Source organism: Dyadobacter sp. UC 10, assembly GCF_008369915.1.
Lineage (GTDB): Bacteria > Bacteroidota > Bacteroidia > Cytophagales > Spirosomataceae > Dyadobacter.
This window is the reverse complement of sequence record NZ_VSRN01000001.1, coordinates 5,855,454-5,869,445: the sequence shown is the minus strand read 5'-3', so window position 1 is coordinate 5,869,445 and position 13,992 is coordinate 5,855,454. Positions and strand designations below refer to the sequence as shown.

Below are 13,992 nucleotides of genomic sequence, written 5' to 3'. Positions count from 1 at the left end.
CCGAATATATATGTATTTCAACAAAACGTTGCACCAAAAACACAATTATCAGCTCAATAGTGGATTTGTCAGTTTCAGTCCCCGTTTTTTCTGCTTAAAAAAGTATCCCGGGCGTTGACTTTGCCAAGTGCCTATTTTTATTTGAATTATCCTGCTCCATGCAGGCGACATTACTCAACAACCCCTTCACAACTTTGAGACCGGAAACGCTTCTGTTTGAAATTTCGTGGGAAGTTTGTAATCAGATCGGCGGACTTTTTACCTACATCAGGTCAAAAATTCCGACGATGCTGGATACATATGGCGACAGATATCTGTTAATAGGACCATATTTCGCCGACAAAGCAAAAACACATTTCAGGCCCGTTAGCGAGATCGACAATACGCAGCTGTCCGAGGCAGTTAGGTATGTACGGAATCTGGGATTTGAAGTCCATTACGGATACTGGATGCTGGAAGACGCCCGGCCGAAGGTCTTGCTCATCAAACCGGTCCTGGATACGGATTATGCCGATGAAGTCAAATCCCGCTTTTGGCAGCGATACGGTATCTCTTCCATCCGCACGGACGGTTTCCGGGACGAAGTGCTTGCTTTTGGCGAGATCACCAGAATGATTTTGACAAAAATGGTCAGCTTGCTGAGCATGGAACAGGATGTGATCGCGCACTTCCACGAATGGGTATCCGCCAGCGGACTACCCGATCTGCATTTCGAAAAAGTCAGGATCGCTACGATTTTCAATGCACACGCCACTTTACTGGGAAGGTACCTGGCTGCAAACGAAAGAAATTATTTTCAGCAGATTCCGGATTACGACTGGGAGAATAAGTCTTTCGAATATGGAATAGAAGGCCGTGTTGGCATTGAACGAACAATAGCAAGGGAAGCTAACGTACTGGTAACCAATAGCGAGATCACTTCCAGAGAATGTGAGTTTTTCTTCGGGAGACTACCGGACTACATTATACGGAACGGTGTTCATAAAAAGCCTGGTGCGGGTCATGAGGTTTTTGAAAAACACCTCCTTCACCGTCAGAAAATTGACGCTTTCGTCAAATCGCTCATTAATCCAAGTTATCCGTACAAGACGGAAAAAACGCTGTATTTCTTCACTTCCGGAAGGTTTGAGTACTATAACAAAGGTTTCGATATTACCATGAAGGCCGTTGAGCGGCTGAACGAGCAGCTGATCGCATCGGGGTCTGAGGTTTCAGTGGTCTTTTTTATTATCACAAAACGGCCATTTATTCATATCAAACCCGATATTCTGGAATCGAAAAAGCGGTTTCAGGATTTGCAGAAGATTTGCCGGGAGATCAGTAAAAAGCTGGGGCCTCAATTGTATTCAAGTGTGACGGGAGTCAAAAGTGCCGCGCTTCCAAACCTCAATGAGCTCGTCGACGACGAGCTGCATGTGACCTGGCGACAGGCAAAAGCGCAGTTTCGCAGGGAAGGCCCGCCGCCTGCCGTAACTCATCTGCTCGAAGAACCGGACCAAATCGTCGATTATTTGCACCGGTCAAAGCTGACTAATAGTGAAACCGACAAAGTGAAAGTCATTTACCACCCGGATTTTATTGACCAGACGACCTCTCTGCTCTCAATGGATTATCTCGAATTTGTCAGAGGTTGCCACCTGGGTGTTTTTCCATCGCTGTATGAACCCTGGGGATATGCGCCCATGGAGGCAGCAATGCACGGAACGCCGGTGATTACGAGTGACTTGTCTGGATTTGGGCGGTATATTCAATCTGTAATACCGCCTGAAAACGAGGAGGGTATTCAGATGCTTCACCGGCGTTACCATTCGGATGAAGAGTCAGTAAGCACGCTGACCGGTCTGCTTTCAAGTTTTGTCGAAAATTTCGAACAGGATCAGTACATCCCGCGGGTCAACTTGCCAAAACACATTTCGGACACACTCTGCTGGACCGAGTTAATGCGTTACTACCGTGACGTATATCGACTCGCGCTCATACGTCATCAGCCGGTTGCTAATTTGTATTAAGTATGATTTTGTTTGCGAATACGCTCGCTTTCTTTACTTTTGCTCCTGGATTGGGAGTAACCCGGTCGGCAAAAGAGCTTAGCAGTTAATCTGTTAAGCTCTTTTGTTTTTTTCCTTTAATTTCCCAAATACCGCAATGAAAGCATCGTGATATCGTCAAACTGATTCGCGGCGCCGATAAATTCGATCAGACTGTCGAGCGTCGATTCGTTCATTTCCCGCGCAGTCTCTTTGGCGGCCCCTTCTCCCGTAGTGAAGAAATCCTGTAAAAAGTGCAGCCCGTAACGCGAGCCTGCCAGGTTATTGGCGTCGGTAACCCCATCGGTATAAAGTACAAATTTATCCCCCTTGTTAAGTTGGAAGGAACGCGATTCAAATTCGAAAGAGGGGTCGAAACACAGCGCCATACCTCCCTGCTTTGGGATCAGCTCCGTACTTCCGTCGGCTCGTATCACAATAGGTGGCTCGTGCCCCGCATCTACATACTCAACCACTCCGGTTTTGACATTCATAATGCAAACAAATGCTGTCACAAACATGTAAGTGGAATTATCCTCGCTTAAAAACTGATTGACGATTTTTACCTTTTCACAAATATTATCGTCATTCCGGTTTGAAAACTGACTTTTAAATATCGCTTTACAAATTGCCATAAACAGCGCAGCCGGAACGCCTTTGTCCGACACGTCGCCGATCATGAAAAACAAATGCTCCGAATCCATCATGAAATAATCATATAAATCCCCTCCTACTGCTTTGGCAGGGTGAATGAATGCATGCAGGTCAACCCCCGCCTTACCGATATTGGCCGGCACCGTTTTGGGCAGCATTGATAACTGGATTTCCCGCGCCACGCTCAAATCATTCTGAATTGCGATCAGCTGCTCCCTTCCCCTTTCCAGGTTTGCCAGCATTTCAATGTGTTCGACGGTTTTTGAGATTGTAATTTCCAGGTCCTCAAAATTGACGGGCTTCGTCACGAAGTCAAAAGCCCCGCGGTTCATCGCCGTGCGAATGTTGTCCATATCCCCGTAAGCCGACACCATGATCGCTTTCAGCAAAGGATTTTGTTTTTCATTGATTTTGGAAAGAAAGGTCAGTCCGTCCATTCCAGGCATATTGATATCGGAAAGGATAAGGGTAATATCCTCCGTTTCTTCGAGTTTCTGCAAAGCCTCCACCCCATTATTCGCGAACACAAACTCATACTTTTTATCCCTGATCTGCTTGCGGAACAATTGAAGGATGAGCATTTCCATGTCCTGCTCGTCATCTACGCTTAATATCCTGATGGCCATTTCTAGTTTGGTTTTTTGTTAAAATCCTGATTAGGCAGGAATGAGTATTTTGAATTCTGTTTTTTCGCCTTGCACCGAAGTCACACCTATCGTCCCTTTATGCGTATCTACAATACTGGAATATGTGAGCGACAGTCCCAGCCCGGTACCTTTTCCCAGTGGTTTGGTAGTAAAAAATGGCTGGAACAGTTTTGAGACGATATCATCCGCTATTCCGATTCCGTTGTCGCAGATCCTGATTTCAATACCTGCATCCAGCTTTTTTGTCACGATCTCTATCACCGGGTCGAAATCCGCCCCGGCTTTCCGCTTTTCATTGATCGCATAGCAGCCGTTATTGACGAGGTTAACAATCACCCTGCCGAATTCGCCCCTCGATAAACTGACCAGTCCGACCTGCGGGTCAAGCTCATATTTCAACGTCACATTAAATTCCCTGTCATCTGCCCTGACACTCTGGTAAGCCAGCTTGCTATATTCTTCCAGCAGCTGATTGAGGTCCGTCGGTTCGAAAACCGCACCGTCAGAACGCGCCTGCGCGAGCATTCCCTGGATGATCCGCTCGATCCGTTTGCCGTTTTCGTTGATTTTGAGAAGGTTTTGCGACAGCGTGTTCAAAATGTCTTTTTCTTCTTCAATATCGTCTGAACTCAACTCCGCCAGCGGCTTTCCCAGAATCGCACGGATCTCTTCGACCAGTCCGTTTGACAATCTTGAGAAATTATTTACAAAACTCACAGGGTTTTTGATCTCATGCAAAATGCCAGCGCTGAGCTGGCCTAATTCAGCCAGCCGGTTCAGTTCAATGATTTTTTGCTGATAAATTTCAATTTCCTTATCGGTAGTAGCGGGCTCCATAGTTATTTCGTAGTATAGTGACTCTAACCTATTTGACAATCGGAAGGAAGATTTCAACTTCAGTAAATTCGCCCTCCCTCGAAATCACCGACATGCTGCCCTTGTGGTATTCAATTATATCTTTGCTCATATAGAGTCCCAGACCCGTGCCTTTCGAAGTTGGTTTGGTTGTAAAAAATGGATTGAAAAGTTGCTCGGTCTCTTTTTGAGGGATTCCTTTTCCATTATCCCGCAGGAAAATCGAAACACCGTCGCCGGCTGCACGTGTTGTAATTTTGATCTCGGGTTCAAGGTGCTTAGCCAGCTTCGCCTTCTCGGCCACTGCGTAACACGCATTGCTGATCAGATTATGAAGCACTTGCGCAAACTCGTAAGGCAGCAAGCTAACCCGTACCGGCTCTGTATCGAGAGCAAAAGACAGCTTTACCTGGGCATCCTTATATTCATTCAAAACCTCCTGAACAGCCGATCTAGCCTTTGATTCGAGGAAGGGATTGAGCTCAGTCACGAAGAATTCCGTCGATTTCCCTTTCAGCAGCTTTTGCATATCCTTGACAATGCGCGTGGTGCTGTTGCCGTGCTCATATATCTTTTCCAGATTTTTCTGGAGCATATCGAAACCGCTTTCCAGATCGTCCTTCTCATCCTCCGACAGCCCTTCCTGATGCTTATCGGTAACTTCGGTGATCTCTTTCAGCAGCTTCCCCGATGATTGTGAGAAATTGTTAATGTAGTTAAGTGGATTCAGAATGCGGTCGACGATACCTTTTGTCAAACTTCCTACCGACGCCAGCCGCTCCTGGCGGATCAGTTCTTCCTGCGTCGATTTAAGATTAGAAAGCGTGTTTTCAAGGTTTTCAAGGATATTGGTTTTAATATAAGCACCGATCAAATGCTCTTTCAGGTTTTTGACCATATTAAAATCGCGCTCCTGAAATGCATGCTCCCGCTCCATATTTTCAAGGGTAATGTAGCTTTTAACCTCGCCTTCCACCCGGATCAGGATGCTGATCAGAGACTTGGGAGAAAAATTGTCTCCGATGGATCTGTTGCTGTTCTGGTTGCGGAAGTTGCTTTTTAGAAAAATATCTTCAAAAACCTCCTCTCCATGCTCGACATAGCGCTCCTCCGCTTCACGGGCGCTCATTCTTACATCCTCCACATCCGCGTTTTCCACCGAGCCTGCCAACGCGATAAACTGGTAGTTGTCAGCTGCTTTGTTAAATACCAGCGCCGAGGCGCCGTCCACATTCTGAAACCCGCACAAACGGTCCAGAACAAGCTGAAATAACTTTTTGGTATTGACCTCCCCGTTGATGGATTTCACAAATTCGTCAATCCGTTCGAGCTGGTCATTCGTAGCAGACAATTCATCCGACTGATGTTCAAGTTCTTCCTTTTGATTTACCACTTCCTCCGTCCGCTCGCGGATCAGGTTTTCAAGCTCTTGTTTTTCTCTGACAATCCTGCGGATCCGCCAGCGAACTACATAATAGATCAGCACAGCAAATGCGATGATGTAGAGCGCAATCATATACCACTGCCTGAACCAGGGCGTGAGTATGGTAACCGGAAATGTCGCCTCCTTTGAAATATTCCCATAAATATCCCGCGCCCTCACCTTGAATACATAACTTCCCGATGGCAGACCATTGTATTCCTTCCGGGTCAGCGGATTCCACTCCGACCAGCCTTTGTCATAATTTTCAAGAATATACTGGTATTCGACTTCCTGATTACTGTGAAAGCTGGGCAAGGCGTATTCGATCGTCAGGTTATTCTGCCGGTGCCCCAACGTAACCTCCGAGCCCTTTTCGTCAGGTATCGGCAGCACGCCGTCCTGCGTTGCAACCCGCCTTAGCAATACCGGATAACTTTGCCCATAGTGCCCGCCGGCATTCATGTCGAGCCGGAAAAGCCCCTGGTCCCCGCCGAGCCACGCAACACCAGCCCGGTCCGGAAAAACGATCTGGAAAGGAACATTTGAAATCGGCGCGAATGGAGTTTCAAGCTGCTCAAATCCTACGCCCGATTTGATTTTCCTGAAATAGGTGACCGACTTTTTATCGCCGCGTGTCGTCCATATATTGCCCTGATCGTCTCCCTCAACACGGTCAAACCATGCTCTCCGGCTGGTCAACCAGGTTGCTGGTGTAAACCGGTCACCATTTGCGTGGTATTCAAAAAGCCCGTCTTTATTGGACACAACCAATCTGTTTCCAAAAACCGCGAGCTTATTGTAAAGCGGGCTGGTAATGCCTTGTGGCGCTGAAAACCTCTTGATGGAACCGATAGCCGGATCGAGCTTTATGATTCCATTCGACAAAGTTTCCAGCCAAAAGGTACCCGCCGGAAACTCAGTAACGCCGGTAATCTGCTCAGTAACGCCTTTTACGCGTTCCCTTTCCCAGCCACCATTGTTTTTTGTATAAATAGCCAGGCCATCCTGCAACCCTGCGAAAAGCTCCTTTCCCGATTGCGACGCAGTTATGCATAGCGAAAATTCATTTCCTATTGAGTTTAAAGCAAGATTTTCAGCTAATTGAAACAAACCCTTGTTCGACGCCACATACAGATTTCCTCCCGCCACATCAAAGCCAAGACAGCTTCCTTGAAATGCGTTTACCCGGACGATCCTATTGCTTTCCAGATAATAGAGGCCGGACAGTGTCCCGATAAAAAGCCTGCCTGACAAGCGGGTAACAGAAGTCACAGCGCCTTTTAATCCCGAATTTTCGTCAAAAACCGAGATCGCCGAGGGCAGGTCCAACCTTGCCAGCCCATCGTTCAATGCAAGCCAGACATTATCATCGCGATCACTGAACATCGCAGTTACCTGACGCTCGCGGATACTTTCCTCGTTAAAAATTGGATAGGCCACATCTCCGTCTGCGGTGAGAACCAGCATACCTTGTGTACCAGTGCTGATCGCGATCTTCCCGTCACGGAGGCGCACTGCAGCGGTAGCTTTATTTCCGGTTAAAACTGCATTGGCATTCCCCGGGGCATTTTCGATCCGGTTATTTTTCAGCATGTAAATACCCTGCCCGCTGGTCACCAGCATGGCAGATTGATCTGAAAACGGCACAACTGCTACCAGATCCAGCAATACCGGTACATTTTCGCCGCGCAAAACCGGTGATACCTTCCCGTTTTGCATAACCGAAATACCTTTTTCTCTCGCATAGACCAGGGTGTTTTCATTAAAAGGAAATGCCGATTGAATGGAAAGATTATGCTTGTAAGTGCTAACGGATTTACCATTCCAGAAAAAATTCAGCCGGTCACCGATAAACCAGGACCCGTTGCTGGCGGGTACGATCTGTAAAATCTGCGACGGCTTTTCCCTGAGCTGGGCAGACAGGCACACAAAACGATGCACTCCCAGTGAATCGTAAGACAGGTAGCCGAATTCCCCGTTCGCACCGACCAGCACCCGCCCTTTCCTGTCAGTAGCCAGGGCTGAGACGCGCGTTACATTTTCAGTTTGAATTGTATTCCAGGTCGCGCCGTCGAATTCGAGCACCCCTGCAAAATTGCCGAAGTACATAATGCCCGAAGTGTCCTGAGTGATGGCAAAATTCTGATCGTGTGCGTGGTATTCCGAAGACTGGTAGTAGCCGGACATCGGCTTGCCGTTCTCGCGCTGGGCAGCATTGTCCTTTTGAGCTATTGCCGGGGCAAAGCCAATGCAAAAAAGTAAGAGTACAAGCCGTTTCAAATTCATATATTCATCCTTTTCGGTAAAATCCCGTACTTAACACGGTCAGCTCGTGAGTATGGCTTCCTGAGTCGTATGCCCTGTTACTTTTAGTTCATTCAACAAATAATCCTCTACCATATAGAATTCAGTACTTTCGAGCACTTTCGCGGTCATCGCTACATCCATTTGCTTCAGATCACTGATACTCCTGATCTCCCCTGCTCCTACGATGCCTGCTTTTGGAAATAGCAGCTTCCCGTAAGTGACGAGAATTGAAATATCGGCTCTGCCGGCCGCCTTTTGCAGGTCGATCATCTGGCCTTCCTGCTCTTTAAAATATTCGGAATTGAGCAACACCTTTTGCAGCTCACCATTCAAAAGCCTGCCCAAACCGGGCGTTTCCCGTAATCTTCTAAGCTTGCAGATTAACAGGTCCTCTTCCGCCAGCCATTCGAGCGGCTGCATGATCTGCAAATGAAACCGGTCATTGTTCCGCGAAACCACATTCAAAACCGACCTGAACCGCGCCGGATTGACAATCCTTAATACATAAAAAGCAGTCTCGGATATTACTTTTGAGTGCGATACTCCATTTGCCACCAGTATCGGCGTTACGCTCTCGGCAGAGAAATGTTTCAGTTCCTTCACGGCAACTGCTTTCGTCCACCTGGAAATCCTTGTGTAATCTTTGTTAACGATATCTTTCAGCCGCTCTTCCGGGGACAATGTTACCTGAGGGAAAATTTCGTTGTAACGCCGATACATTTCGGTCGTCGAATCGCTGTCCAGGTAAGGCAACAGCTTGTTTTTAACATTTTCGGGTAAAAGGAGGTCTGTGATCTCGGTGAGATAGTCGCGCGCATCGGTCGCCTGCTCCCCTTTCAGCAAGGTAATCGCGTGAAAGCGGTTGCCAAATATGATTTCGAGTACCGTAAATGCTTTAAGAATAATGCGCTGCTTTTCCCGTTCCAGATTTTGCATCAGCTGGGCTTCCGGCGCATAGTGCTCTTGCAAATCGGATTGTGCCGCCAGGAGCCATGCAAAAATTTTTAAATGCTCGTCCAGTTCGCTCAGCAAATAGCTCCGCTCGGTGCTGTTGCAGTTATATTGCAGGTTGCGCAACGCGTCGAACACTTTATCTTTTACAAAACGGTTCGGATTTTCCAGGTTACGCCGCAAAAACCGGATCGCATCGGCATTCCCTATTTCCTCTACGATTTTGAGTATATGCAGTTGTCGGTCACGGTTATCATTGCTGCTGAGAAATGACTTCTCGATATGTTTAAGCAAAGGCCCTCCCGACTTTACAAGTGCATTGAACGACGCCGTGTAAAACCTGTCGATTTCCATTTGCTCCATCAGGTAAGGCCATAGTTCCGGCCTTTTCAGCTCACCTGCTGTGTAAATAGCCGCTTTGCGGACAATCGGACTTTTATCCTGTAATAAAGGGATCAGGTATTTGTAAGATAAAAACCGGTGACACTTGCCCAGCCCAAAAGCCGCCTCTACCCTGTCAGATTCCTGATCTGAAAACACCTGTCGCACCAGCATATCGAAAGGCTTGTCGATCGCGGCACGTTCCGGAATTTCACCTGCCCGCTTTTTACGTTGCGGAAATTGAAATTCCTTATCGCGCACCATTTTTTTATACGATTTCTGACCCAAAACCGAGACCACGGCCCAAAACAATGCAATTGCCAGGAAAAAAGCCGAAAGCTGTAATGCATTAAGATTTAACAGGTTCACCAGCACAAACAGCAAAGCACCTGCGATCAGCCCGCCCATCGCCTTTGCCCTGCCCTCGATCCGTCCCTGGATATTGAGCCTGAATTTGGCCGGGATGGGTTGATATAATGTCTGGTAAGCCGGCTCGCTGATCGCTTTTCTGATCGCGCTCATAAAAAAGCGGGACAAGGCCACGCAAGCAAAGAAAATCGCGGCTGTATCATAGCCAAGGCCATAAACCACCGAAACCGTGAAGCTGAAAACCACGCTCAGCGGAAGGATCAATATGCCCAGCCGAACGCCGAATTTTGCGATCAGTCTGTTATAAAGGAATGTTTTGATGAAAAATTCCAGAATAGCGGAAATACCAAAAAACAATCCCAGAAAGCTGGCCAGCGATTCTTTGTTCGGAAAAATAATGCGTGATTCGGTAAAGAAGATATATTCCACATAAAACAATGCGAACACCGGCAGCAGCGCGAGCAGAAAAATGTTGCGGTAATAGGTCGCATCTACATTCGTTTCCGCCTGTTTTTCCGCCGGTTCAGTTTTGACCTCCGCTTTCAAAACCTCGGGCGTGACGAAGTTGTGATGGATATTCCTCAGGAAAACACCGCAAATAACCAGAAAAACCACCGCAACGATCAGCAGAGCGTCCGTAGGTACTAGTTTCACCAGAGCTGGCACAGCAAGGTACATGATCACCGATGAAAGAACGTCGCCGGTATTGATCAGGGATGAAAGCCTTTTCGATTGCTGAAAATTGAACAGCTTTGCGACTATCGCCCAAAACGTGACGCCATTTACCAAAACGAAAACCCTGTTCCAGATAAATAGCACGAAGAAGATCCATTTGTTTCCGGTGGCATGGTAAATCCCGAGAAAAACCGCAATAGAAACGATCAGAAACAGCAGCATCCTTTCAGCCAGCTTATCGAATGGCATTCTTTTTTGAAGGCGCGTCACTCCCAATCCAACCAGGTAAATGAATACACCGCCTACAATGTAAACCTGCGGCAGGATCAGGCGGTCGAAGCTCACCAGGAACGAAGAAGCGACCACGGTGTAAAATAAAGCGGTCGCCCCTCCCATGAAAAACGAGTAGGCCATCAGCAGGGAGACGAGCTTTTCCTCTCCCTTTCTGATGTTCAGCATCCGCGATATGTTACCTGGTATTTTCAATTCCTCGGGTTTAATTCCTTGATCATAAAATAAATCTGGCGCTCCGGCATCTGGTAGAGCGGGCGAATTTTGCCCAGATACTCAAACCCCAGATCTTCCAGCGGCTTGATCCGAGACGCGATCGGCTGGGCGATGATCGACCTGGCGCCCTGCGTTTCAGCGAAACGGATCCGGGCGTGATCCAAAATGCCCGAAAAGCCCTTTCCCCTGTATTCCGGTGCGACCACCAGGCGGTTAAGTGAAGCAAAAGGCCCCTCTGCAAACCTGCCCAGCAGTGCTTCGTCAAAGAGATCGGCATGTGGCACCGCACTGTATTCCTTGTGAAAACTCATCCTGGCAGCAGCAACGATCACTTTGTTGTGTGTAATTACCCAGTGATGAGCCAGCAGGTCTTCGTCATCTAGCCAGAACTTATGCGAGAAAAACTCCTTACTGACCCCCTGCTCCTCTTTCCATGCTGCTACACGCAATGCACCCATTTCGTCGAGGCGCTCAGGATAATCCAGCTTTGTCAGCAGGAACTCCGGGTTTCCGATTTCAAAACTTGTTTTCATCAATAGAGGAGTGTTAAGCATTGCGTTCATTTCTGTGTTATTTTCCGTTTGTATCAATGAGCAACCCGATTGAAAACACCCGCTTTTCCTGCGGGTACCTGGAAGCCGAAGTAACACCTTCCGCAGCCCGGATCCCGGGGACGAAATATGCATGGTTTAAAATGTTCGAAACCTGTAACTGCAGGCTCACTTTATGGAAGATATTTTGATAGGTAACCGCTGAGCCGAGCAGGTAAACCGGTTTAAAACGGGTGATTGGATTACTGCTGCCTGACGTGCCAACACCTGATTTCCTGGCACTTATATAATTATTGGTAACGCTGACACTCAGATTCCTGACAGGCTCATACACCGCTCCTATATTAGCCGACCAGGGCGCGATATCACTGACAGGGATCTTTTGCCCTTCGACTTTACTTAAATCGCGGGGATTGCTATAAGTGAAATTTCCCCAGACATTCAGTTTCTTCCTATCATAGCGTGCCTCCGACTGCAAGCCGACGATCCGCTGCTTGCCCAGTGCCTGAAACTGGCTCGTACTGGCGCCGGTGGGCAGTGTGGCCGTCGCCAGGCCTACTGCGTTGCTGTAATTGGCAACATATCCGGAAACATTCAATGAGAGCGCCTTGCTGAAACGCAGGGATACGCTACCTTCCACATTCTTCACGCGCTCGGGCTGTAAAGTTGGATTGTTAAGAAGCCGCTCACGGGTTGTCGCGTATTTTTGAAGATAGGAAGCATCTTTAAATGCCTCTGCGTAAATACCTTTAAAAACAAACATGCCCCTCGTGTAAATAAGGCTGATGCGCGGGTTGAACACAAAACCATAGCCGCCCTTCGAACGTATCTGATTGTAATCCAGCCTGGTAGCCAGTACCATTTTCAGATTATCCGTCCAGTTATAAGTGCCCTGGCTGAAAAGCCCGATGTCAAAAACCCTGAAATTATCACCGCCTGCGAGGGTCGAATCCGGCCGGCCCGTTTCGTCTGCCCCTTCGAATGCCGATGTGATATAATTGGCCTGAATGATACTGTTCCGGATCTCAATGCCGCTATTGATATCCATTTTAGGCAAGGGTGTCCAGAGCACGCGAAATTCATTCCTCAGCTGATTCGAAACCCGGTACCAGTAAGGCGTGGCGTAGGTTGGTTTTTTTTGGTTCAAAAGGTCGGCGATACCGTAGCTGCCGTTGAAATAGCCCCGGTAAGTAGGCAGATTGGTCGCCCCGTTGAGCTCGTGCAGGCGGTAGGACGTAAGGTTCAGGATTTGTACTCTGTCTGAAATGAACTTGTTGTAAGTCAGCGAGAAAGCCTTGTTGTTCGCTACCCACCTGGAAAGATCTTCCGTTACGATCCGGGAGCGGTTGGTATACCAGGGCGTAGCGCCTTCGTTGGTTTTCCAACTCATCAGGGAAATCATGAAATCCTTGAATTCGATCTTAGCACGAACATAAAAATTCCGTGAATCGTCATTGAAGCCGACCGGATTTCCGTTGATACTGGTTTGAAACAGATTTTGATTATCCAGCTCCGCTGCTCTGGCTTTTCCGGCGGCTGTGAGGCTTAATGCATTCACAGTCCCGGCTGCATCGTACCCGATCTGGTACAGGTCACTGCCGGGAAATTGTGTCGACAGTTTGTTGTCGTTGTAGTATTTCAACGCCGCCGCTCCTATCAGGTTTTGTTGCGTAGGATAATTATCAGCTGTTCTCGGCGAATAGTCCCATTCACGGTATTTACTGTAATCCAGCTCATTAGAAAAGAAATAGCGCGAGGTAACCGACACTGCCACGTCTTTCGAGCGAACGGTCAGGGTACCGTCCACGACTTTCGTATTCATTGATCCATACCTGATCTGACCACTTCCCGAAAAATCCACTTTCCTGCCCTCGGGCATTTCCCGGTCCAAATGCCTTTTAGTAATCAGGTTGATCACACCCATAAATGCATTTGCCCCATACATCGTAGAAGCCGGCCCGTAAATCACTTCCACACGCTCGATATCAGACAATGCATATTGCCTGGAAATAGGAATATTATCAGAATTCAGATCGTTTTCTTCCACTCCGTCCACCAGCAAAATGGTCCGGTCATTGGAAGTTGAACGATACCCGCGCTGGTAAAATGTCACATAAGAAGGCCCGTTACCTCGGATCACGTCGAAGCCGGGAATATCATTCAGCATTTGGGTGAGGTCTTTGTAACCTCTTTTCAAAATATCATTGCTCGTTAAAACGGTCACCGTAGCAGGCACCTGCAAAAGATTTTCCGCCTTTTTGGAAACCGAAGTGATCTGAATAATCCGGTCCATCATGTCCTTCTGCTGTGCAACCAGGTCTTTGAACTGTGGTAGCGAAGAAAATTCTGGTTCGTAGTTCTGATTGGCTATAAGCAGGTTACGAACTGCCTGCCCCGCCTGCGGAAGTGAGTCGAGCGCGAGGTAGGTCAATGCAATGATCTTGTAAGCCTGAACCTGCGCATTGGGGGAGAATTTTGTTTTCAGACAAGGGTTTAATATTTGAAAAACCTCGTCAAAATTGCCTGTACGATATTTCCGGTCAGCCTCCGGCACAATTACCGAGGCATCGCAATCACCCTGCGCAAAGGTGTATTGGCCCAATGCCAGGATCGCCATGAAAAACAGGGGTACAAATCTTCTCATC

At 47.8% G+C, this 13,992-nt stretch carries 7 protein-coding genes; 1 reads left to right on the top strand and 6 read right to left on the bottom strand.

Translation table 11 applies throughout. The annotated features are described in order from the left end of the window. Positions 1-158 precede the first annotated feature (158 nt). Entirely contained in the window at positions 159-2,009 is a 1,851-nt protein-coding gene (locus tag FXO21_RS24345) for a glycosyltransferase (RefSeq protein ID WP_149642522.1), read from the top strand. 116 nt (positions 2,010-2,125) lie between these two features. Here the strand turns inward: FXO21_RS24345 and FXO21_RS24340 are convergent, their stop codons facing one another. Genes FXO21_RS24340 through FXO21_RS24315 form a run of 6 tightly spaced genes read right to left on the bottom strand, consistent with a single transcriptional unit; the run spans position 2,126 to position 13,991 of the window. Next, positions 2,126-3,307, bottom strand: a complete 1,182-nt coding sequence (locus FXO21_RS24340; protein ID WP_149642521.1) for a PP2C family protein-serine/threonine phosphatase — start codon at positions 3,305-3,307, stop codon at positions 2,126-2,128. 30 nt (positions 3,308-3,337) lie between these two features. Then, positions 3,338-4,165, bottom strand: coding sequence for a sensor histidine kinase (locus tag FXO21_RS24335; protein WP_149642520.1), 828 nt, complete (start codon positions 4,163-4,165; stop codon positions 3,338-3,340). A 28-nt stretch (positions 4,166-4,193) separates the two neighbouring features. Next, positions 4,194-7,892, bottom strand: a complete 3,699-nt coding sequence (locus tag FXO21_RS24330; RefSeq protein ID WP_149642519.1) for a sensor histidine kinase — start codon at positions 7,890-7,892, stop codon at positions 4,194-4,196. Positions 7,893-7,931: 39 nt separating this feature from the next. Beyond that, the gene (locus FXO21_RS24325) at positions 7,932-10,748 is read right to left on the bottom strand and encodes an MFS transporter (protein WP_149642518.1); all 2,817 of its coding nucleotides are present in this window, start codon (positions 10,746-10,748) and stop codon (positions 7,932-7,934) included. 23 nt (positions 10,749-10,771) lie between these two features. After that, positions 10,772-11,329, bottom strand: a complete 558-nt coding sequence (locus FXO21_RS24320; RefSeq protein ID WP_192579317.1) for a GNAT family N-acetyltransferase — start codon at positions 11,327-11,329, stop codon at positions 10,772-10,774. A gap of 37 nt (positions 11,330-11,366) precedes the next feature. After that, positions 11,367-13,991, bottom strand: a complete 2,625-nt coding sequence (locus FXO21_RS24315) for a TonB-dependent receptor plug domain-containing protein (protein WP_149642516.1) — start codon at positions 13,989-13,991, stop codon at positions 11,367-11,369. Position 13,992: the final 1 nt, after the last annotated feature.